The sequence below is a fragment of the Limnohabitans sp. Hippo4 genome, assembly GCF_003063605.1.
In the GTDB taxonomy this organism is placed as follows: domain Bacteria; phylum Pseudomonadota; class Gammaproteobacteria; order Burkholderiales; family Burkholderiaceae_C; genus Limnohabitans_A.
The window spans coordinates 578,384-600,161 of record NZ_NESE01000002.1; the positions used below are offsets into that span (position 1 = coordinate 578,384).

At 53.4% G+C, this 21,778-nt stretch carries 18 protein-coding genes; 15 read left to right on the forward strand and 3 right to left on the reverse strand.

Translation table 11 applies throughout. The annotated features are described in order from the left end of the window. The first annotated feature begins 8 nt into the window (after positions 1-8). The 9 genes from lpxD (at position 9) to greA (ending at position 9,915) form a co-directional block, all read left to right on the forward strand. Positions 9-1,004, forward strand: a complete 996-nt coding sequence (gene lpxD / locus B9Z46_RS08150) for a UDP-3-O-(3-hydroxymyristoyl)glucosamine N-acyltransferase (protein ID WP_108255499.1) — start codon at positions 9-11, stop codon at positions 1,002-1,004. Next, a complete protein-coding gene (fabZ, locus tag B9Z46_RS08155; RefSeq protein ID WP_055360996.1) occupies positions 1,001-1,441 on the forward strand; it encodes a 3-hydroxyacyl-ACP dehydratase FabZ in 441 nt (146 codons plus the stop codon). Before lpxD ends, fabZ begins: the two co-directional genes overlap by 4 nt. Positions 1,442-1,453: 12 nt before the next feature. After that, positions 1,454-2,257 (forward strand): acyl-ACP--UDP-N-acetylglucosamine O-acyltransferase, encoded by an 804-nt coding sequence (lpxA, locus tag B9Z46_RS08160; RefSeq protein WP_108255501.1) that lies wholly within the window; start codon positions 1,454-1,456, stop codon positions 2,255-2,257. Between the two features lie 63 nt (positions 2,258-2,320). Next, on the forward strand, positions 2,321-3,436 hold the full coding sequence (lpxB, locus tag B9Z46_RS08165; protein ID WP_108255844.1) for a lipid-A-disaccharide synthase: 1,116 nt from the start codon (positions 2,321-2,323) through the stop codon (positions 3,434-3,436). Then, positions 3,408-4,040 carry a ribonuclease HII gene (rnhB, locus tag B9Z46_RS08170; RefSeq protein WP_055360994.1) on the forward strand — a complete coding sequence of 211 codons (633 nt, stop codon included), beginning with the start codon at positions 3,408-3,410 and terminating at the stop codon, positions 4,038-4,040. The genes lpxB and rnhB overlap by 29 nt, the downstream gene beginning before the upstream one ends. Continuing rightward, entirely contained in the window at positions 4,037-4,807 is a 771-nt protein-coding gene (locus B9Z46_RS08175; protein WP_108255503.1) for an RNA methyltransferase, read from the forward strand. Before rnhB ends, B9Z46_RS08175 begins: the two co-directional genes overlap by 4 nt. A 221-nt stretch (positions 4,808-5,028) precedes the next feature. Beyond that, a complete protein-coding gene (gene carA, locus B9Z46_RS08180; RefSeq protein ID WP_199220573.1) occupies positions 5,029-6,192 on the forward strand; it encodes a glutamine-hydrolyzing carbamoyl-phosphate synthase small subunit in 1,164 nt (387 codons plus the stop codon). A gap of 1 nt (position 6,193) precedes the next feature. After that, positions 6,194-9,418: a carbamoyl-phosphate synthase large subunit gene (gene carB, locus B9Z46_RS08185; protein ID WP_055360992.1), complete on the forward strand. Its 3,225-nt coding sequence runs from the start codon at positions 6,194-6,196 to the stop codon at positions 9,416-9,418. A 20-nt stretch (positions 9,419-9,438) separates the two neighbouring features. Continuing rightward, positions 9,439-9,915, forward strand: a complete 477-nt coding sequence (gene greA, locus B9Z46_RS08190; RefSeq protein ID WP_055360991.1) for a transcription elongation factor GreA — start codon at positions 9,439-9,441, stop codon at positions 9,913-9,915. A 49-nt stretch (positions 9,916-9,964) separates the two neighbouring features. On the opposite strand, the gene B9Z46_RS08195 is transcribed toward greA, so the two are convergent. Both B9Z46_RS08195 and B9Z46_RS08200 read right to left on the reverse strand, forming a co-directional pair. Then, positions 9,965-10,705: a glycosyltransferase gene (locus tag B9Z46_RS08195; protein ID WP_108255505.1), complete on the reverse strand. Its 741-nt coding sequence runs from the start codon at positions 10,703-10,705 to the stop codon at positions 9,965-9,967. A gap of 3 nt (positions 10,706-10,708) precedes the next feature. Next, positions 10,709-11,182 (reverse strand): YhbY family RNA-binding protein, encoded by a 474-nt coding sequence (locus B9Z46_RS08200; protein ID WP_108255507.1) that lies wholly within the window; start codon positions 11,180-11,182, stop codon positions 10,709-10,711. 31 nt (positions 11,183-11,213) lie between these two features. Between B9Z46_RS08200 and B9Z46_RS08205 the strand changes: the two genes are divergently transcribed. The 4 genes from B9Z46_RS08205 to glmM all read left to right on the forward strand — a co-directional run bounded on the left by B9Z46_RS08205 (position 11,214) and on the right by glmM (position 16,216). After that, entirely contained in the window at positions 11,214-11,885 is a 672-nt protein-coding gene (locus B9Z46_RS08205) for an RlmE family RNA methyltransferase (protein ID WP_108255509.1), read from the forward strand. A 129-nt stretch (positions 11,886-12,014) separates the two neighbouring features. After that, positions 12,015-13,931, forward strand: coding sequence for an ATP-dependent zinc metalloprotease FtsH (gene ftsH, locus B9Z46_RS08210; RefSeq protein ID WP_055360987.1), 1,917 nt, complete (start codon positions 12,015-12,017; stop codon positions 13,929-13,931). A gap of 59 nt (positions 13,932-13,990) precedes the next feature. Next, positions 13,991-14,839, forward strand: a complete 849-nt coding sequence (folP, locus tag B9Z46_RS08215; RefSeq protein ID WP_108255511.1) for a dihydropteroate synthase — start codon at positions 13,991-13,993, stop codon at positions 14,837-14,839. 48 nt (positions 14,840-14,887) lie between these two features. Further along, a complete protein-coding gene (glmM, locus tag B9Z46_RS08220) occupies positions 14,888-16,216 on the forward strand; it encodes a phosphoglucosamine mutase (protein ID WP_108255513.1) in 1,329 nt (442 codons plus the stop codon). Here glmM and B9Z46_RS08225 read toward each other — a convergent pair. Continuing rightward, entirely contained in the window at positions 16,213-17,034 is an 822-nt protein-coding gene (locus B9Z46_RS08225; RefSeq protein WP_055360984.1) for a pyruvate, water dikinase regulatory protein, read from the reverse strand. The genes glmM and B9Z46_RS08225 overlap by 4 nt on opposite strands. A gap of 154 nt (positions 17,035-17,188) precedes the next feature. Between B9Z46_RS08225 and ppsA the strand changes: the two genes are divergently transcribed. Together ppsA and B9Z46_RS08235 are read left to right on the forward strand one after the other, a co-directional pair. Beyond that, positions 17,189-19,585 (forward strand): phosphoenolpyruvate synthase, encoded by a 2,397-nt coding sequence (gene ppsA, locus B9Z46_RS08230; protein WP_055360983.1) that lies wholly within the window; start codon positions 17,189-17,191, stop codon positions 19,583-19,585. Further along, entirely contained in the window at positions 19,582-21,699 is a 2,118-nt protein-coding gene (locus B9Z46_RS08235) for a VC_2705 family sodium/solute symporter (RefSeq protein WP_233245949.1), read from the forward strand. Before ppsA ends, B9Z46_RS08235 begins: the two co-directional genes overlap by 4 nt. The last annotated feature ends 79 nt before the right edge of the window (positions 21,700-21,778 follow it).

Here is a 21,778-nt window from a genome sequence, read left to right on the forward strand (position 1 = left end):
CCTGTGTTGTGCTGCAGCTTGGTGAAATTGTTGAAGCTTTAGGCGGCAGCCTTCACGGCAGTCCACAAACTCCCATTGCGCAACTGGCCCCGCTAGAAACAGCGGGTCCTCGTGACCTGAGTTTCCTCAGTCACCCCAAATACCAAACCCATTTGAAGCAGTCCCAAGCGGCCTGTGTCATCGTCACACCTCAATTCAAGGAATTGGCCCTTGAGCGCGGTGCATGCATTGTTTCGGATGATCCGTACTTTTACTTTGCACGATTGACGCAACTTTGGAAAAAGAAAACCAGGCCAGTCCCTGCGCATCGAATTCATCCCAGTGCCGTCATTGACCCCACAGCCTTTGTTCACGAGACGGCCATCATCGGTCCTTTGTGTGTTGTAGAGCAGGGCGCCAAAGTGGGCGCGCATACGCAACTCAAATCCAGAGTCACACTGGGCGAAAATTGCCAAATTGGTGAACGTTGCATTGTTCACGCTGGTGTGGTCATTGGCGCCGATGGTTTTGGTTTTGCCTTGCATCAAGGTGCTTGGGAAAAAATTGAACAGCTTGGTGCAGTCACGATTGGCAACGATGTCGAAATCGGTGCCAACACCTGCATTGACCGTGGTGCATTGCAAGACACGGTCATTGAAGACGGTGTCAAGCTCGACAACCTCATTCAAATTGGCCACAACGTTCACATTGGCAAACACACTGCCATGGCTGGCTGTGTGGGTGTGGCGGGCAGCGCGCGCATTGGTGCCCACTGCACCGTGGGTGGCGGTGCCATTGTTTTGGGTCACTTGAGTTTGGCAGACGGTGTGCACATTTCTGCCGCTTCCGTCGTCACGCGCTCTATTCAAAAACCTGGCCAATACACCGGCCTGTTTCCCATCGATGACAATGCATCCTGGGAAAAAAATGCAGCCAGCCTCAAGCAATTGCATCAACTTCGCGACCGTATCAAAGCGCTTGAGGCGCATCGCCCTCAGCCTCCCATTTCAGGAAAATCATCATGATGGACATTTATCAAATTCTCAAACAATTGCCACACCGGTTTCCCATTTTGTTGGTTGATCGCGTCTTGGAAATTGAGAAGGGCGTGCGCATCAAGGCATTGAAAAATGTCTCCGTCAACGAGCCTTATTTCACGGGCCACTTTCCCTCACGCCCTGTCATGCCTGGCGTATTGATGCTGGAGGCCTTGGCGCAAGCCGCGGCTTTGCTGGCCTTTGACACCATGGGTGAAACACCTGACGAAAATACCGTGTACTACTTTGCGGGCATTGATGGCGCGCGTTTCAAGCGTCCCGTCGAGCCAGGCGATCAACTGATTTTGGAAGTCGAATTGGACCGCATGAAAGCGGGAATTTTCAAATTCAAAGCGCGCGCCAAAGTGGGTGAAGAGATTGCGGTAGAAGCCGAGTTGATGTGCACCATGCGCAAGGTTGCTTAATTTCAGAAGCCTATGACCACCGTGTCTCGCATTCACCCAACCGCCATCATTGACCCCTCGGCCCAACTGGACAGCAGTGTCACGGTAGGCCCTTACACGGTCATCGGTCCACATGTTCGCGTTGATGCTGGCACCACCATCGCCAGTCACTGCGTGATTGAAGGCCACACCACCATTGGCAAAGACAACAAAATTTTTCAGTTCAACTCTTTGGGCGCAGTCCCGCAAGATAAAAAATATGCGGGTGAGCCCTGTGAGTTGATCATCGGCGACCGCAATACCATTCGGGAATTTTGCACCTTCAACATTGGGTCACCCGGCGATACAGGTGTCACCAAGTTGGGCAATGACAACTGGATCATGGCTTACGTGCATTTGGCACACGACTGTGTGGTGGGTAATCACACCATTTTTGCCAACAGCTCTCAACTGGCAGGCCATGTGCATGTTGACGATTGGGTGATTTTGGGTGGCTTTACGGTCGTGCATCAATTTTGCAGATTGGGTGCCCACAGTTTCACGGCCATGCATTCATTGCTCTTTGCTGACTTGCCGCCCTTTGTGATGGCGCAAGGTCAACCTGCACAAGCACGCTCCATGAACTTTGAAGGCTTGCGCCGTCGCGGTTTTTCTGCCGAGAGGATTTCTGCGGTTAAGGCCATGCACAAAAGCTTGTATCGCCAGCAACTCACTTTGACGCAAGCACAAACAGAAATTGAGTTGCTCACTCAAAAATACCCAGAAGCCAAGGCCGACGTCGACATGATGCTCAGCTTCTTGCAAGCCACATCGCCCGAGCGCGGCATTGTGAGATAACAGGTGCAACACTTGCCAAATGTTTCGCTTTCAAAAGCCCCTGATGGGGCTTTTTCCATGGCCATGGTGGCCGGCGAAACTTCGGGCGATCTTTTGGCGGGCTTGATGATGCAGGGTATTCGCGCGCAATGGCCCGATGCCAACTTGTATGGCATTGGGGGACCCAGAATGCAAGCGCAAGGCTTTCATGCTTTGTGGCCTTCGGAGAAATTGGCAGTGCGCGGCTATGTCGAGGTGTTGCGTCACTACCGTGAAATTGTGGGCATCCGCAATCAACTCAAAGCACAACTGTTGGCCAAGCCACCTCAAGTGTTTGTGGGTGTCGATGCGCCCGATTTCAATCTCGACTTAGAGCGCGATTTGAAACAAGCAGGCATTCCCACCGTGCATTTTGTCTGCCCCTCCATTTGGGCCTGGCGTGCCGAGCGGATTGAAAAAATCAAACAAAGCGTGGACCACGTGCTTTGCATTTTTCCATTCGAAACGCAATTGCTGCATCAACATGGCGTTGCGGCCACGTATGTCGGACATCCCTTGGCGCAGGCCATTCCCATGCATGTGGACATGCTCAAGGCCAGACGCGAATTGAACCTGGACCCAGAGCGTCCGGTTGTGGCCCTGTTGCCTGGCAGCCGTGAATCTGAAATTACGTACCTGGCCGAGCGGTTTTTTCTAACGGCCCAATTGCTGGCTCAGCAGCAACCGCAATTGCAATTTGTGCTGCCCGCGATGCCTTCTATGATGGCTCGCATTGAGAACCTGCGCGATCAAGTCGGTGCTTCACAGGTTCAGATCTTGAAGGGACAGTCGCATGCTGCATTGGCCGCTTGTGATGTCACGCTCATTGCCAGTGGAACCGCCACTCTTGAAGCGGCGCTCTTCAAAAAACCCATGGTCATTGCGTACAACATGAACTGGCTCAGTTGGCAAATGATGAAGCGCAAAAAGCTCCAGCCATGGGTGGGTTTGCCCAATATCTTGGCGCAAGAATTTTGTGTGCCTGAGCTTTTGCAAGAACAGGCCACACCCATCAACATGTCAAATGCCGTATTGGATTGGCTGCGCTCGCCCGAGAAAGCCCAAGCCTTGGCACGTCGTTTTGAAACCCTGCACGCATCTTTGTTGCGTGACACCCCTACATTGGCCGCCCATGCGATCCAAACGCTTGTCAAAGCCTGAGCAAGTCAGCTTGGCTTGGGATGTCCCTGGCTTGTTGGCTGGCGTGGACGAGGCTGGGCGCGGTCCCTTGGCTGGCCCTGTGGTGGCTGCCGCGGTGATCTTGGATGAGCTCAAACCCATCAAAGGCTTGGCCGACTCCAAAAAATTAACGGCCAAGACACGGGAGCGCTTGTTCGATGAAATTCGAGCCAAGGCTTTGTGCTTTGCCATTGCTGAAGCCAGTGTCGAAGAAATTGACACCCTGAATATTTTGCAAGCGACGATGTTGGCCATGCAAAGGGCTGTAGAGGCATTGAGGTTAAAACCAACGCTGGTGTATGTAGATGGCAACCGCCTGCCTATTTTGGACGTACGCGCCGAGGCCATCGTGAAGGGTGATGAAAAGGTGCAAGAAATTTCTGCGGCCTCCATTTTGGCCAAGGTCCACCGCGATCGACTGTGCGACGACATGCACAGCCAGTTTCCAGAATACGGCTTTGATGCCCACAAGGGATACGGCACCGCGGTTCATTTGAAGGCACTCCAAACTTGGGGTGCAACCCCTTTTCACCGCAAAACTTTTGCACCCGTGACGCAAGTGCTGCAAGCATCGCCAAAATCATGAAACTGATTACTTCGCGGGACAATCCCCGTCTGAAAACCATTCGCCGTTTGGCACAAGACTCGCAAGCCTATCGCAAGCTGGGTTTGGTGTGGATGGAAGGCGACCATTTGTGCAGAGCTGCTTTGTCACGAGGTGTCAAACCCGAGCTGGCTGTTTTTTCAGAAGCCATCTGGCAAGCCTCAGAGTTTGAGTGGGCCCAGTGTGCAGAAGAAGTTTGGGTGGTACCTGACGATCTGTTTTCGGGCTTGAGTGCGCTGGAGTCGCCCTCCAAAATGGGCTTTTTAATGACGTTGCCATCAACTCCTGATTTAGACCCACAAGCCGCCACGGTGGTTTTGGATCGGCTTCAAGATGCGGGCAATGTGGGGGCCATTTTGCGCAGTGCCTCCGCTTTTGGCTTCAAACAAGTCGTGGCCATCAAAGGAACAGCCGGTTTGTGGTCGCCTAAAGTGCTGCGCGCAGGCATGGGCGCGCATTTTGGAATGGGGCTGATCGAGTCAGCCAGTTTGGACGACTTGCAAGGTCTGCAGGTTCCTTTGTTGGGAACCGATGTGCATGAAGGTCCTTTTTTGCATGAATTGATTCAACAGGGCAAGCTGCCAAGGCGGTGTGCCTGGGTGATGGGCCACGAGGGGCAGGGGGTTTCACCAGAGCTGATGGCGCTTGTTGCCCTAAAGGTTCGCATCGCACAGCCTGGCGGGGAAGAGTCCCTGAACGTGGCCACAGCGGCGGCCATTTGTTTGCATGCCAGTGCCACCTCTAATTGACGGATTTTGATCCGACCAGTTCAGCCGCCTAAATTGAAAAAATCGATGGTTGAGCCGGCGGTCTTGCAAAGAGACACGGCTATAATGAGAGGCTTTCCCGCATCAACCTGTACGCACCCGCTCACAACAAGCCATTTCCCTTCAAAAGCAGCTAAAAAGTAAACCTTTTCAGGTGATGCTTGCGCGTGCTGGGGCGTACCCGAACCATACCGGAGAACCCAGTGCTTTTGTCTCTTCAGGGAACCTTCCCCTTAGCCATTTTGGCGCTTGCAGACGGCACAGTCTTTGTCGGCAATTCCATTGGAGCCCCAGGCTCCACGGTTGGTGAGGTGGTTTTCAATACCTCCCTCACAGGCTATCAAGAAATCCTTACAGACCCCAGCTACTGCCAGCAGATCGTGACCCTCACGTATCCGCACATTGGCAACTACGGCGTCAACCCCGAGGATGTCGAATCCGACAAAGTCCATGCTGCTGGCCTGATCATCAAAGATCTGCCCATGGTCGCAAGCAATTTCCGTTCAACCGAAACGCTCTCGGCCTACTTGTCACGCAGTGGCACTGTGGCCATCGCCAACATTGATACCCGCAAACTCACGCGGCTCTTGCGCACCAAGGGTGCCCAAAACGGCGCCATTGTGGCTTTGGCTGCAGGTCAGGCTGTCACGCCCGAACTCACTTCTCAAGCTGTGCAAGCTGCCAAAGCAGCACCTGCCATGGCAGGCTTGGACTTGGCTCAAAAGGTCAGCGTTTCAGCTTCCTACGCTTGGACCGAGTCCGAGTGGAAGTTGGGCAGTGGTTATGGCCAACAAACTGCCCCGCGTTTCCACGTGGTGGCTTACGACTTTGGCGTCAAGAAAAACATCTTGCGCATGCTGGCCGAGCGTGGCTGCAAAGTCACTGTGGTGCCGGCCAAAACGCCCGCCGCTGAAGTGCTCAAGCACAAGCCCGATGGCATCTTCTTGTCCAACGGCCCTGGCGATCCAGAGCCTTGCGACTACGCCATTGCTGCAGCCAAAGAATTGATCGAAACCGGCATTCCTACTTTTGGAATTTGCTTGGGTCACCAAATCATGGCCTTGGCCAGCGGTGCCAAAACTTTCAAAATGAAGTTTGGTCACCACGGTGCTAACCATCCGGTCAAAGACCTCGACTCGGGTCGTGTGTCAATCACCAGCCAAAACCACGGTTTTGCGGTGGACGAAAAATCTTTGCCCGCCAACTTGCGCGCTACGCATGTGTCTTTGTTCGACGGCACCCTGCAAGGTTTGGCCCGCACCGACAAACCCGCGTTTTGTTTCCAAGGTCACCCCGAGGCCTCACCGGGTCCTCATGACATTGCTTATCTCTTCGATCGCTTCATCAACTTGATGGAGACCAAATAACATGCCAAAGCGCTCCGACCTTAAAAGCATTCTCATCATTGGCGCTGGCCCCATCATCATTGGCCAGGCCTGTGAGTTCGACTACTCTGGCGTGCAAGCTTGTAAAGCTTTGCGCGAAGAGGGCTACAAAGTCATCTTGATCAACAGCAACCCTGCCACGATCATGACCGACCCCGCCACTGCGGACGTTACCTACATTGAACCTATCACTTGGCAAACGGTTGAGAAGATCATTGCCAAAGAACGACCCGACGCCATCCTGCCCACCATGGGCGGCCAAACAGCGCTCAACTGTGCGCTCGATCTATGGCACAACGGCGTGCTCGACAAATACAAAGTCGAGCTGATTGGCGCCACACCCGAAGCCATCGACAAAGCGGAAGACCGCTTGAAGTTCAAAGACGCCATGACCAAAATTGGTTTGGGCTCTGCGCGCTCGGGCATTGCCCACAGCATGGAAGAGGCGTGGGATGTTCAGCGCAAAGTTGGTTTTCCCACCGTCATTCGCCCCAGCTTTACGCTGGGAGGTACAGGCGGCGGCATTGCCTACAACCCTGAAGAGTTCGAGACCATCTGCAAGCGCGGCTTGGAGGCTTCGCCCACCAATGAGCTTCTCATTGAAGAGTCTTTGTTGGGTTGGAAAGAGTACGAGATGGAAGTGGTTCGCGACAAGGCGGACAACTGCATCATCATCTGCTCCATCGAAAACTTAGACCCCATGGGTGTGCACACAGGCGACTCCATCACGGTTGCGCCTGCACAAACATTGACGGACAAAGAATATCAAATCATGCGAAATGCCAGCTTGGCTGTGCTGCGTGAAATTGGTGTGGACACCGGTGGTTCCAACGTTCAGTTCTCCATCAATCCCAAAGACGGCCGCATGGTGGTCATTGAGATGAACCCACGTGTGTCACGTTCCTCTGCATTGGCTTCTAAAGCCACAGGCTTCCCCATTGCCAAAGTGGCAGCCAAGTTGGCTGTGGGTTACACACTCGATGAATTGCGCAATGAAATTACAGGCGGCGCAACACCCGCCAGTTTCGAGCCCAGTATCGATTACGTGGTGACGAAAATTCCACGTTTTGCCTTCGAAAAATTCCCCACAGCCGACAGCCGCCTCACCACTCAGATGAAGTCGGTGGGCGAGGTGATGGCCATGGGCCGCACTTTCCAAGAATCCTTCCAGAAAGCCTTGCGCGGTTTGGAAGTGGGCGTCGATGGCTTGAACGAAAAAACACAAGACCGCGAAGTTCTCGAGAAAGAATTGGGCGAGCCAGGTCCCGATCGCATTTGGTATGTGGGCGATGCATTCGCCATGGGCCTGACGGTGGATGAAGTGTTCAACCTTACCAAAATTGACCCTTGGTTCTTGGTGCAAATTGAAGACATCGTCAAGATTGAACTTGAACTTGAAACCACCAACTTGAAAGCCATCACGGCAGACGAGCTGCGTGCTTTGAAGAAAAAAGGTTTCTCAGATCGCCGCTTAGCCAAGTTGCTCAAAACAACCGAGCACGAAGTGCGCGCCCAGCGACACGCCATGAATGTGCGTCCCGTTTACAAACGTGTGGACACTTGCGCTGCTGAGTTCTCAACCGACACGGCTTACATGTATTCCACTTATGAAGATGAGTGCGAAGCAGAACCGACCACCAACAAAAAGATCATGGTCTTGGGTGGCGGTCCGAACCGAATTGGTCAGGGCATTGAGTTTGACTATTGCTGCGTGCACGCCGCTTTGGCCATGCGCGAAGATGGTTATGAAACCATCATGGTCAACTGCAACCCTGAAACGGTTTCAACCGACTACGACACGTCAGACCGCTTGTACTTCGAGCCGCTGACGCTAGAAGACGTGCTTGAAATTGTGGACAAAGAAAAGCCCACCGGCGTGATCGTTCAATACGGTGGTCAAACACCTTTGAAATTGGCCCTCGGTTTGGAAGCGGCGGGCGTGCCCATCATCGGCACCAGCCCCGACATGATTGACGCCGCAGAAGACCGCGAGCGTTTCCAAAAATTGTTGCACGAATTGGGCTTGCGTCAGCCGCCCAATGCTACAGCGCGCACCGAACCAGAAGCTTTGGAAAAAGCCGCTGCCTTGGGTTACCCCTTGGTGGTTCGCCCCAGCTACGTGCTGGGTGGCCGTGCCATGGAAATTGTTCACGAGCAACGCGACCTCGAGCGCTACATGCGTGAAGCGGTCAAGGTTAGCAACGATTCACCCGTGCTGCTCGATCGCTTCTTGAACGACGCCATTGAGTGCGACGTTGATTGCTTGCGCGACCCCGAAGGTAAAACCTTTATTGGTGGCGTGATGGAACACATCGAACAAGCTGGCGTACACAGCGGTGACTCTGCTTGCTCTTTGCCCCCTTACAGCTTGAGCGCTGCCACTGTGGATGAACTCAAACGTCAATCCGCCGCCATGGCCGGTGCTTTGAATGTGGTGGGTTTGATGAACGTTCAGTTTGCCATTCAGCACGTCGATGGCAAAGATGTCATCTATGTGCTCGAAGTGAACCCCCGTGCATCACGCACGGTGCCATATGTTTCGAAAGCCACGGGCATTCAGTTGGCCAAAGTGGCCGCACGTTGCATGGCCGGTCAATCATTGGCATCGCAAGGCATCACCAAAGAAGTCACGCCCCCTTATTTCAGCGTCAAAGAAGCGGTGTTCCCGTTTGTGAAGTTCCCTGGCGTTGACACCATCTTGGGCCCAGAAATGAAGTCCACCGGTGAAGTGATGGGTGTGGGCAAAACATTTGGCGAAGCCTTTGTGAAAAGTCAAATGGGCGCAGGTACCAAATTACCCAGAGAAGGTAAGGTATTTTTGACGGTGAAGAATGGTGACAAACCTCGTGCCGTTAAAGTTGCCCGTGATTTGGTGGCTTTGGGTTTCCAGATCTTTGCAACCAAAGGCACGGCTGCGGCCATCTCTGCTGAAGGCGTTACTGTTCAGGCAGTCAACAAAGTCACGGAGGGTCGTCCTCACATTGTGGACATGATCAAGAACAATGAAATTGCTTTGGTCATCAATACGGTTGAAGAGCGCCGCAATGCCATTGCAGATTCGCGTGTCATTCGCACTTCTGCTTTGCTGGCGCGCGTGACCACATTCACGACCATTGCTGGCGCTGAGGCTGCTGTTGAAGGCATGAAGTACATGGACAAACTGGATGTCATTTCTGTTCAAGAAATGCATGCCATGTTGACCGCTTAAGAAAAACTCGGAGACATTACGTGGCTACTATTCCAATTACCCTGCGCGGTGCTGAAAAGCTGAAGGCAGAGCTTCACCAATTGAAAACGGTGGAGCGTCCTTCAGTGATCAATGCCATTGCAGAAGCGCGCGCTCAAGGCGACTTGAGTGAGAACGCTGAATACGAAGCTGCCAAAGACCGTCAAGGTTTTGTGGAAGGTCGCATTCAAGAGGTGGAAGGCAAACTGTCTGCTGCGCAAATCATCGACCCTGCATCTGTCGATGCGGGTGGCCGTGTGGTGTTTGGTGCGACTGTTGAGTTGGAAGAAGAAAGCACTGGCGAAGTGGTCAAGTACCAAATCGTGGGTGAAGACGAGGCTGACCTCAAATTGGGCTTGATCAACATCAGCAGTCCGATTGCCCGTGCACTCATTGGCAAAGAAGAGGGTGATGTGGCCGTGGTGCAAGCACCGGGTGGCGAGAAACGTTACGAAATTGTGGCGGTGTCTTACATCTAAGTTCAGACTGACATGAACCGAAAAAAGGCGCTCTGTGGAGCGCCTTTTTTTATTCCTTCCAGTGATCAGCCACCCAAAGGGCAGGCTTGATGAATCTGAACTTTCGATTGCGTTTGCCGGCCAGGGCATCTGGCGGGTTGCATTCGCCGTGGAAAATCACAATGCGGGCATCTTTGGGAATGGAGGGTGCGGTCCAGTAATTGGTAGGCCATGCCGGGATGCTGTGGTACTTGAAACTGGGACACCACTCAGCGGGCCAGTAAGCCAGCTTACCTTGACGGTGCAAAAAGTCCGACAGATAGGCTTGTTCGTTTCTGAACTGTTTGCGAATGCTGTCAAAGTTGTTGCGGAAATACGCCAGCACATCGGGGTGTGCACCTAACTCGTATCTGTAAACAGAAGAGTTGCCCGTGATGCGCCAAGGCCGTTTGTAGTCATGGATGATCATGAAGTCACCGGGTGCTTCAAAAAAGCCATCCATGTTGCCCACGATCACCACATCCACATCCAAAAACAAAGCGGTACCTCGCAAGCCGTGCAGGTCTTGTGCAAAGGATGCTAATTTTGTCCAACCGCGTTCAGGAATGCCGGGCGGCAAATCCAATGCAGGGATAGGCAAGCACTGCACCTCACTGCGAATGCCATGGGCATCGTCGGTGAGGCACACCATGTTGAAATCGCCGGTCAGGTGCCTGCGCACCATGGCGTACAAACGGTTGACGTACTCGGGGCCGTACTTGGTGCCCCATTTCATGCAGATGATGTGGCGTTGAGCAGACTGCGCGGTCATGACTTAGGCTTGATTGCGCTTTTTGATCGACTTTTGCTTGACCTTGGCGCGCTTGACTTGACCGCCCGATGTCAGGCGTTGATTGCCCAAGACGCGCAATGTTTTGACTTCAGGGCGTTGGCCGCCGCGGCTGCTGTACTTCAAGACCTTAAAATCGCGGGGTCCGGCCATGCGGTCTTCTGAAACGGTTTTTTCCTTTTCAGGCACAGGGCGCCACAACACCAGCAATTTGCCAATGTGTTGAATGGGCGCAGCGTTAAGGTCTTCGGCCAGCTGGTTGAACATGGCTTCGCGGGCGACACGGTCGTCGCCTAGAACACGAATTTTGATCAAGCCGTGCGCCTTGAGAGCTGCGTCGGTTTCTTTGACAACGGCAGGTGTGAGGCCATCGTTGCCAACCATGACAACGGGGTCGAGGTGGTGCGCTTCGGCTCGGTGAACCTTGCGTTGAGCGGGAGTCAATTGAATTTGAGGCATGGCGCTATTATCCCTGCTTGAACGGAAGAACATGAAAGTAAAAACCAAAAGTAAAAAAGTCAATAAGTCGTGGTTGAACGACCACGTCAATGACCCCTACGTCAAATTGGCCAAAAAAGAGGGCTACAGGGCGAGGGCTGCCTACAAATTGAAGGAAATTGACGAAACCTTTGGTTTGATCAAACCGGGTAACTTGGTGGTGGATTTGGGGTCTGCCCCAGGGGCGTGGAGTCAATACGTGCGCCGACGCTTATCGCCCCAGGGGGCTGCCGCTGGTGACTTGAATGGCACCATTTTGGCGGTCGATTTGTTGCCAATGGAGCCCGTGGAGGGCGTCCACTTCATTCAGGGCGACTTCACAGATGCAGACGTTCTCGCCCAATTACAGGCCATTGTGGGTGACCGTCCCGTTGATGTGGTGGTCTCTGACATGGCGCCCAATTTGTCGGGCATTGACTCTGTGGATGCGGCCCGTATTTCGCACCTCATTGAGCTGGCCGTTGAATTTGCCCAAATGCACCTCAAGCCCCAGGGCGCCTTGGTGGTCAAGGTGTTTCACGGAAGCGGCTACAGCCAATTGGTGAAGCTTTTCAAGGATTCTTTCAAGGTGGTCAAACCCATCAAACCCAAGGCCTCTCGAGACAAATCATCCGAGCAGTTTTTGGTGGGAATCGAGCCTAAAAACAGGCCTGTTCCCCTGTGACTGTTGCTTCCAAGGTGCGAGAGAGCCAATTTCCCTGCACTTTTAAGGCTTAGTCAAGTGAAATTAGATGTTCTGGGCTTTCAAAAGCCTAGAATGAAGACCAATTAGACGTTTTGATGGGAGCTCTTCTTGAACAACCCCTGGTTTTCCAAGATTGCCGTATGGCTGGTGATTGGCATGGTGCTTTTCACCGTATTCAAACAATTTGACAACCGCACCGGTGCGGGATCTGGCTATTTGGGCTACTCCGACTTCCTCGAAGAAGTTCGCAGTAACCGCATCAAAACGGCCACCATCCAAGAAGGTCAAGGCGGCACAGAAATTGTGGCCACCACCACCGATGATCGCCGCATCAAAACAACTGCGACGTACCTCGACCGCGGCTTGGTGGGTGACCTCATTGCCAATGGCGTCAAGTTTGATGTGAAACCTCGCGAAGAGGGTTCCTTGCTGATGAGCTTGCTGGTCAGCTGGGGCCCCATGCTGCTCCTCATTGGTGTTTGGATTTATTTCATGCGCCAAATGCAGGGCGGCGGCAAAGGCGGGGCTTTCAGTTTTGGAAAAAGCAAAGCGCGCATGCTGGATGAAAACGCCAATCAAGTGACCTTTGCCGATGTGGCGGGTTGCGATGAAGCCAAAGAAGAAGTGAAAGAGGTTGTGGACTTCTTGAAAGATCCTCAACGCTTCCAAAAACTGGGTGGACGCATTCCGCGTGGTTTGCTGTTGGTCGGCCCTCCGGGTACCGGTAAAACATTGCTGGCCAAGAGCATTGCAGGCGAAGCCAAAGTGCCTTTCTTCAGCATCTCGGGTTCAGACTTCGTTGAAATGTTTGTGGGTGTGGGTGCAGCCCGTGTTCGCGACATGTTCGAGAACGCCAAGAAAAATGCACCTTGCATCATCTTCGTGGACGAAATTGATGCTGTCGGCCGTCAGCGCGGCGCTGGCCTTGGCGGTGGCAATGACGAACGCGAACAAACCCTCAACCAAATGTTGGTTGAGATGGATGGCTTTGAAACCAACTTAGGTGTCATTGTGGTGGCTGCTACCAATCGCCCCGACATCTTGGATGCTGCCTTGTTGCGCCCAGGTCGCTTTGACCGCCAGGTGTATGTCACTTTGCCGGACATTCGTGGCCGCGAGCAAATCTTGGCTGTGCACATGCGCAAAATCCCAATCGGCCAAGACATGAACCCCGGCGTCATTGCCCGCGGAACACCTGGCATGAGCGGTGCCGATTTGGCCAACCTCTGCAACGAAGCCGCCCTCATGGCTGCTCGCCGCAACGCTCGCGTTGTGGAAATGCAAGACTTCGAAAAAGCCAAAGACAAAATTCTGATGGGCCCAGAGCGCAAGAGCATGGTCATGCCAGAAGAGGAGCGTCGCAACACGGCTTACCATGAGTCTGGACACGCCCTCATTGGCAAGCTGTTGCCCAAGTGCGATCCTGTGCACAAGGTCACCATCATTCCTCGCGGCCGTGCCTTGGGTGTCACCATGAGCCTGCCTGAAAAAGACCGCTACAGCTACGACAGCGAATACATGCTGAACCAAATCAGCATGTTGTTTGGTGGCCGTATTGCCGAAGAAGTGTTCATGAAGCAAATGACCACAGGTGCCAGCAATGACTTTGAGCGTGCCACCCAAATTGCACGCGACATGGTGATGCGTTATGGCATGACCACAGCCCTTGGCCCCATGGTCTATGCTGAAAACGAAGGTGAAGTGTTCTTGGGACGTTCCGTCACCAAAACCACCAACATGTCAGAGTCCACCATGCAAAAGGTTGATTCCGAAGTTCGTCGCATCATCGATGAGCAATACAACTTGGCGCGCCGCTTGATTGAAGAAAACAGCGACAAGATGCACGCCATGGCCAAGGCCTTGTTGGAATGGGAAACCATCGATGTCACGCAGCTTGACGACATCATGGCTGGCCGCGAACCCACCGCGCCCAAAGACTGGACGCCGCGCATTCCGCCCTCGGGCAATGACGATGCCGGCGGTACGCCAGCTGTTAAAACGGATCCTGAGCCCAATGCGGCCTGATCGTTCTTGATTTTCTACGGGGCTTCGGCCCCGTTCTTATTTTGGATCAACCTTAGCGCATGACGACCTCGGTGTGGCAAACCTCTCGATTCAGCATTGACCTGACCCAGCCCAAAGTCATGGCCATTGTGAATCTCACGCCCGATTCCTTTTCGGATGGGGGGCAGCACACGAATGTGAAACATGCGTTGGACCACGCGCAAACGATGTTGGCGCAAGGTGCAGACATCTTGGACATTGGTGGTGAATCATCAAGGCCTGGCGCACAGGCCGTTAGCGTGGAAGAAGAGCTGGCCCGTATCGTGCCCTTCATCGAAGAGGCTCTTCACTGGCATGTGCCTCTGTCGGTGGACACCGCCAAGCCCGACGTCATGAAGGTGGTGCTGGACATGGGTGTTGACATCATCAACGACATCTGGGCCCTGCGCCAAGCGGGTGCTGTAGACGTGGTCGGGCAGCATGCAGGTTGCGGTGTTTGCCTGATGCACATGCACCGCGATCCTCAAACCATGTTCGAGCAACCCATGCAAGGCGATGCACTTCAGGAGGTCAAAGATTTTCTATCTCAAAGGCTGCAGGTCTTGTTAGCGCAGGGTGTCGATCCAAGTCGCATTGTCTTGGACCCCGGCGTCGGGTTTGGCAAAACTCTAGAGCAAAATCTCAGCTTATTGACCCGGCAAGCTGAACTTTTGAGCTTAGGCCGTCCGGTGCTGGCGGGCTGGTCGCGCAAAGGCACACTGGGCAAGTTAACGGCAGTCAATGGTGTGATGCCAGAGCCTAACAACAGGGTGGGTGCCAGCGTAGGCGCTGCACTGATGGCTGTTCAAAATGGCGCTTCGCTTGTGCGTGTGCACGATGTTCTAGAAACCGTGCAAGCCTTGCGATTTTGGCAAGCTGCAAAGGCCTAAAATAAAGACAACGCTGCGCTGACAAGCAGACCTTTAAAGTAGACAAACATGACACGACGGTATTTTGGAACAGACGGTATCCGAGGCACGGTGGGTCAAGCGCCCATCACCCCCGACTTTGTGATGCGCTTGGCACACGCCGTAGGACGCGTCTTGCGTCAGACCGAAAAACATCCCGTGGTGCTCATTGGCAAGGACACACGCATCTCGGGCTACATGCTAGAGAGCGCACTCGAGTCGGGCTTCAATTCTGCTGGCGTTGATGTTGTGTTGTTGGGGCCGGTGCCGACGCCTGCGGTGGCATACCTCACACGAGCCCAACGTGCATCATTGGGTGTAGTGATCAGTGCAAGTCACAACCCCTACGAAGACAACGGCATCAAATTTTTCAGCGCCAAAGGAGCCAAACTCAGTGACGAGTGGGAAACCAAGGTGGAAGCCTTGGTAGATGAGCCGCCAGTTTGGGTCTCCTCCGCAGAATTGGGCAAGGCCAAGCGCCTAGACGACGCGGCGGGTCGTTACATTGAATTTTGTAAGAGCACTTTCAGCAATGACTTTACCCTCAAGGGCATGAAAATTGTGGTGGATGCAGCCAACGGGGCCGCCTATCAAATTGCACCCAAGGTGTTTCATGAATTGGGTGCAGATGTCGTTGCGATTGGCTGCTCTCCTGATGGCCTGAACATCAACAAAGGCGTGGGCGCAACGCACCCCGAAGCCTTGGTGGCAGCCGTGAAGCAGCACGGCGCAGATTACGGCATCGCTTTGGATGGCGATGCCGACCGCCTTCAAGTGGTTGACAACACAGGCCGCTTGTACAACGGCGATGAGTTGCTTTATTTGATGGTCAGCGATCGCATTGCACGCGATGAAGTTGTGCCTGGCGTGGTGGGCACCCTCATGACCAACATGGCCGTTGAAGTGGCATTGAAACGCAAGGGCATCGAATTCATTCGCAGCAAAGTCGGCGACCGATACGTCTTAGAAGCGCTGCTTGAAAAGTCTTGGTTACTGGGCGGTGAGGGTTCAGGTCACTTATTGGCCTTGGACAAGCACACCACGGGCGATGGCCTGATCAGTGCGTTGCAAGTTTTGCAAGCCTGCGTCGCTACGGGGCAGACCATGTCGCAATTGTTGGCCGAAGTCACTTTGTTCCCTCAGGTGCTGATCAATGTGCGCATTGCCAAAGACCAGAACTGGAAAGGCAGTCCTCAATTGGCTGCAGCCATTCAAGCCGTGGAGGCTGAGTTGGCCGATACGGGGCGTGTGCTCATTCGTGCCAGTGGTACAGAGCCTTTGGTCCGTGTGATGGTGGAGGCCAAAGATCTCGACTTGGCGCAGCGCTGTGCAGAAAAAATAGCGGCAACCCTGCGTTAATAAATCAAGCGCTCGGGTTTGATTTCTTGCAGGATGGTGGTGGCGATTTCTTCAATCGATTTGTGCGTGGTTGAAAGCCACCGGATGCCAGACCTGCGCATCATGGATTCCGCATCGGCCACTTCTTGAATGCAGTTTTGCAAGCTGGCGTATTTGGAGTTAGGGCGTCTTTCACTCCGAATCTCTGACAAACGCTCAGGGTGAATGGTGAGTCCAAAAATCTTTTTCCGGTGGGGCACCAATGCAGGGGGCAATTGCTTGCGTTCAAAGTCTTCCGGAATGAGGGGGTAATTGGCTGCCTTCAGGCCGTGCTGCATGGCCAGGTAAAGGCTGGTTGGTGTTTTGCCACTGCGGCTGACGCCCACCAAGATCACTTCAGCAGACTCCAGGTCCCGGCTGGTTTGGCCATCGTCGTGAGACAAAGAGAAGTTGATGGCCTCGATGCGGTCGTGGTATTCCTTGCTTTTACTGACATCTGAAAAGCGCCCCACCCGGTGGTGCGACTTCAAGCCCAGTTCTTGCTCAAGTGGGTTCACAAAGGTGCCAAACATGTCCAAAAGCATGCCTTTGCAACCGGCCCGAATGACATCCAAGACCTCCATATTGACCAAAGTGGTGAACACAATGGGCTTGATGTTCTCAATTTCAGCCGTGTGATTGATTTGCCTGACGGCCTGGTGTGCCTTGTCTGCGGAGTCCACGAAAGGCAGTCTGACATGCCTTGTTTTCATCTCAAACTGGGCCAAGATGGCGTTGCCAAAGGTTTCGGCCGTGATTCCAGTGCCGTCGGAGATGAAAAATACGGTTCTATGGGGCATTGTTGAAATTCTAAGGTTGGAGGAGGGGCGTTGCGTCCTAAAATCACATCCATTATCTACCGCCTGCTGGCGCTCAAGAATCAAATCTAACAACAACCAAGATTCTGAGAGTTGGTTCAGGCTGCACTGCCGATTTTTTAACTTTGGAGCTTTTATGTCTAACCTTTTTGCAAAGGACGCCTTGGTCGTTCCCTTTGAGCAACTTCGAATGACGGACGTCGAGTCTGTGGGCGGTAAAAACGCCAGCTTGGGTGAGATGATTTCTCAGTTGCCAGGCGGTGTTCGCGTGCCTACAGGTTTTGCCACCACCGCTTTTGCTTTTCGTGCTTTTTTGAAGCACGACGGTTTGGTTGACCGCATCAACCAAAAACTGGACGCCTTGGACGTTGAGGACGTCCGCGCATTGGCAACGGTTGGCGCAGAAATTCGTGCCATGGTCGAAGCCCAGCCTTTTCCGGCCGATTTGGAAAAAGCCATTCGCGACCAATTTGCAGAGCTGAGCGCGGGCAATGCGCAAGCTTCTTTTGCGGTTCGTTCTTCAGCGACAGCAGAAGATTTGCCTGATGCTTCTTTTGCAGGTCAGCAAGAAACCTTCCTCAATGTGGTTGGTATTGAAGACGTGTTGCACAAAATGAAAGAGGTGTTTGCGTCCCTCTACAACGACCGCGCGATCAGTTATCGCGTGCACAAAGGATTTGCGCACGCCGAGGTGGCATTGTCAGCAGGTGTGCAGCGCATGGTTCGCTCCGACTTGGGCGCTGCCGGCGTGATGTTCACCATCGACACAGAAACTGGTTTTGAAGATGTTGTTTTCATCACGTCCAGTTACGGCTTGGGCGAGACGGTGGTGCAGGGTGCGGTGAACCCCGACGAGTTTTATGTTCACAAGCCCATGTTGGCCGCTGGAAAAAATGCTGTCATTCGTCGCAACCTTGGTTCTAAATTGATCCAGATGGTTTTCTCAACGCCTGAAGAAAAGGCCAGCTCAGGCAATTTGGTCAAAACGGTTGACGTTGGCATGGAGCTGCGCAACCGTTATTCCCTTAGCGATGCAGACATCACCCAGTTGGCGCAATACGCCATGGTCATTGAGAAACACTATGGCCGCCCCATGGACATTGAGTGGGGCAAAGATGGCACGGATGGCCTCTTGTACATCTTGCAAGCGCGTCCAGAGACTGTCAAAAGCCAGTCCAAAGGTACCGCAGAGTTGCGCTACAAACTCAAAGGCAAGGGCGCCGTATTGGCAGAAGGCCGTGCCATTGGTCAGAAAATTGGCACGGGTCCTGTTCGGTTGGTTCACAGCATTGCCGAAATGGACCAAGTTCAACCTGGCGATGTGCTGGTCACCGACATGACGGATCCCAATTGGGAGCCGGTCATGAAACGCGCCAGTGCCATTGTGACCAATCGCGGCGGCCGTACTTGCCACGCTGCCATCATTGCGCGCGAGTTGGGCATTCCTGCTGTGGTCGGTTGCGGTCACGCTACCGAGCAATTGAAAGATGGTACCTTGGTCACGGTCAGTTGCGCTGAGGGTGACACAGGACACATTTACGACGGACTGTTGGAGATGGAAGTGACCGAGGTGTCACGCGGTACCATGCCTGAGATTGCCACCAAAATCATGATGAACGTGGGTAACCCGCAATTGGCATTTGACTTTGCGCAATTGCCCAATCAGGGTGTGGGCTTGGCGCGTTTGGAGTTCATCATCAACAACAACATTGGTGTGCATCCCAAAGCCATTTTGGATTACCCCAACATTGATGCCGACTTGAAGAAGGCTGTTGAATCTGTGGCACGTGGCCATGCATCACCCAAAGCTTTTTACATCGACAAAGTGACAGAAGGCGTGGCCAGCATTGCTGCCGCGTTCTGGCCCAAGCCTGTGATTGTTCGCCTGTCCGATTTCAAGAGCAACGAATACAGAAAACTCATTGGTGGCAGCCGATACGAGCCAGAAGAAGAAAATCCTATGCTGGGTTTCCGAGGCGCAGCGCGTTACATCAGTGAAGATTTTGGAGAAGCCTTTGCGATGGAGTGCGAAGCCATCAAACGCGTTCGAGGCGAGATGGGTTTGACCAATGTGCAAGTGATGGTGCCCTTCGTGCGCACTTTGGGTCAAGCCGATCGCGTCACACAATTGTTGGCCAAGCATGGTCTCAAGCGGGGCCAAGACGATCTCAAAGTCATCATGATGTGTGAAGTACCCAGCAATGCCATCTTGGCCGACAAGTTCCTCGAGTACTTCGATGGCTTCTCCATTGGCTCTAACGACCTCACCCAACTCACTTTGGGCCTGGACCGTGATTCGGGCTTGGAGTTGTTAGCGCTTGACTTTGATGAACGTGACTTGGCCGTGCAAACGCTCATTGCGCAAGCCATCAAGGCTTGCTTGAGTCAAGGCAAGTACGTGGGCATTTGCGGTCAAGGACCTAGTGACCATCCCGACTTCGCTAAATGGTTGATGGCGCAAGGCATCAGTTCAATTTCTTTGAATCCTGATACGGTGGTTGAAACCTGGACGCAACTCGGAAAAGCCGATTGAATTCAATCACGTCCTTTCAGAAGAAGTACGCCATTTACAAATGGCGTTTGCATCGCAATGTTCTGTTGTTCCTTGCTTTGCTGCTGAGTTTGATTGGCGTGATGGGTTATGCGGAGCATGAGGGACTTTCAAGGAATTTGATTGGCCCCATTTTTTTGTTCTCAACCGTGATGCTGTATGCGTTGATTGGTGTGGCGGGCCGCACCACCAACGCTGAAGAATATTACGTTGCGGGCCGCCGCATTCCCGCTTTCTACAACGGCATGGCCACTGCAGCTGATTGGATGAGCGCGGCTTCCTTCATTAGCTTGGCGGGTGCGTTGTATTTGCAGGGCTTTTCGGGTAGCGGTGGTCAAGCAGGTGGCTTGGCTTACGTGATGGGATGGACCGGCGGTTTTTGTTTGGTGGCTCTGTTGATCGCGCCGCATTTGCGCGCCATGAATTTGTACACCTTGCCTGATTTTTTCAGCCAACGCTATGGTGGAAGGTGGCCACGGTTGTTGGCGGCATGGGCTGCAATTTTGTGTTCCTTTACCTACGTTGTGGCGCAAATTTATGGCATTGGCTTGATCGCTTCGCGATTGACTGGCGTGCAGTTTGAAATAGGCATTTTGTTAGGTCTAGGCGGCGTCTTGTTGTGTTCGTTCTTAGGCGGCATGCGGGCCATCACTTGGACCCAAGTTGCGCAGTACATGATTTTGCTGATGGCATTTCTAATTCCAGTTTCATGGCTGGCTTATCAACAGTTGGGCACACCCCTGGCACCCCTTGCATACAGTGCACAGTTGTCAAAAATTACGGAGCTTGAACAACGTCTGATTTCTGATCCCGCTGAGGTTGCTGTGCGCCAAGAGTTCCAGCTTCGGGCTGAAGCCTACAAAGCACGTCTGGTCAATGTTGAGCAATCTTTGCTGCAAGAACGACAAGCCTTGACCCAAAGGGTGAGTGATTTGAAATTGCAAAATGCAGAGTTCTCTCTGATTGCACAGGCTCGTCGCGAGCTTCAAGCGCTGCCGGAGAATGCTGCGGCAGCCAAAGAAACATGGCAACGCGCCATGAAGGAAAATTACGAAAGAGCCAAACCGCTAGGCGGCATGCCTTTGCATGGTTCGGCATTTCAGGGTGATCCCCATGGCACGGCGCAAGAACAAAATGTGTTCAACCAATCGCGTCTCAATTTTGTGGCGCTTATCTTTTGCTTGATGGCTGGAACGGCTGGCTTGCCCCACCTGTTGACACGTTTCTATACAGTGCCCAACGAGGCTGAAGCCAGGCTGTCGGTGGCTTGGTCGCTTTTCTTCATTGCCATTTTGTACCTGAGTGCCCCCGCCTTGGCTGTGCTCGTCAAATTTGAAGTGATGAACAATTTGGTGGGCAGTCGTTTTTCAGAACTGCCGAATTGGCTTGCGCAATGGTCTCGCGTGGACAGCGCTTTGGTCGAGGTGGCCGATGTCAACCTCGATGGCATCTTGCAATTTGGTGAATTGAAGTTGGGTGCTGACGTGGTGATGCTGGCAAGTCCTGAAATGGCCGGCTTGCCATATGTCATTTCTGGTCTTGTGGCAGCAGGCGGATTTGCCGCAGCCCTGTCCACCGCAGACGGTTTGTTGCTGACCATCAGCAATGCTTTTGTGCATGACATGCGCCTTGGCACCAAAAACGGCGTGGAAACTGCAGAGGGCAGGGTGATCTTGTCCAAATTTGCGCTGTTGGCGGTGGCCATGTCAGCCGCCTTGGTGGCGGCGTGGAAGCCCGCTGAAATCCTTGCGCTGGTTTCAGCCTCCTTCTCGCTGGCTGCCTCTGCTTTCTTTCCCGGCATGGTGATGGGCATTTTTTGGAAGCGAACCAGCCGTCAAGCAGTTGTTTTGGGCATGTTGACGGGCTTGGGGGTGACCATGACTTACATGATCTTTAATGCCCCCTCGGTAAGGGTGTTATGGGGTTTGACACCTTTTGGGGGCATGGTTGGCGGTATTCAACCCATTTCAGCGGGAATTTTGGGGGTGCCTGTGGGTTTCTTGGTGATTTGGCTGGCAAGTTGGGTATGGCCACATGTCGAGTCCTCTGGCGATACGTCTCCTGAGCGTTCAGATAACCCCTTTCCAGGGCTCTAAAACCTGGGCTATAATCGCGGGCTGACCTTGCTGCACCCCGTCCGACGCTGGGGGTAGCTTTTTTCAAATACCTTCAAGG

Excerpts from the sequence above, each read along its gene's own strand:
- fabZ (WP_055360996.1), top strand. The coding sequence starts at position 1,001 with ATGATGGACATTTATCAAATTCTCAAACAATTGCCACACCGGTTTCCC.
- lpxA (WP_108255501.1), top strand. The coding sequence starts at position 1,454 with ATGACCACCGTGTCTCGCATTCACCCAACCGCCATCATTGACCCCTCG.
- lpxB (WP_108255844.1), top strand. The coding sequence starts at position 2,321 with ATGGTGGCCGGCGAAACTTCGGGCGATCTTTTGGCGGGCTTGATGATG.
- rnhB (WP_055360994.1), top strand. The coding sequence starts at position 3,408 with ATGCGATCCAAACGCTTGTCAAAGCCTGAGCAAGTCAGCTTGGCTTGG.
- B9Z46_RS08175 (WP_108255503.1), top strand. The coding sequence starts at position 4,037 with ATGAAACTGATTACTTCGCGGGACAATCCCCGTCTGAAAACCATTCGC.
- carB (WP_055360992.1), top strand. The coding sequence starts at position 6,194 with ATGCCAAAGCGCTCCGACCTTAAAAGCATTCTCATCATTGGCGCTGGC.
- B9Z46_RS08195 (WP_108255505.1), bottom strand. The coding sequence starts at position 10,705 with ATGACCGCGCAGTCTGCTCAACGCCACATCATCTGCATGAAATGGGGC.
- B9Z46_RS08200 (WP_108255507.1), bottom strand. The coding sequence starts at position 11,182 with ATGCCTCAAATTCAATTGACTCCCGCTCAACGCAAGGTTCACCGAGCC.
- B9Z46_RS08205 (WP_108255509.1), top strand. The coding sequence starts at position 11,214 with ATGAAAGTAAAAACCAAAAGTAAAAAAGTCAATAAGTCGTGGTTGAAC.
- folP (WP_108255511.1), top strand. The coding sequence starts at position 13,991 with ATGACGACCTCGGTGTGGCAAACCTCTCGATTCAGCATTGACCTGACC.
- glmM (WP_108255513.1), top strand. The coding sequence starts at position 14,888 with ATGACACGACGGTATTTTGGAACAGACGGTATCCGAGGCACGGTGGGT.
- B9Z46_RS08225 (WP_055360984.1), bottom strand. The coding sequence starts at position 17,034 with ATGCCCCATAGAACCGTATTTTTCATCTCCGACGGCACTGGAATCACG.
- ppsA (WP_055360983.1), top strand. The coding sequence starts at position 17,189 with ATGTCTAACCTTTTTGCAAAGGACGCCTTGGTCGTTCCCTTTGAGCAA.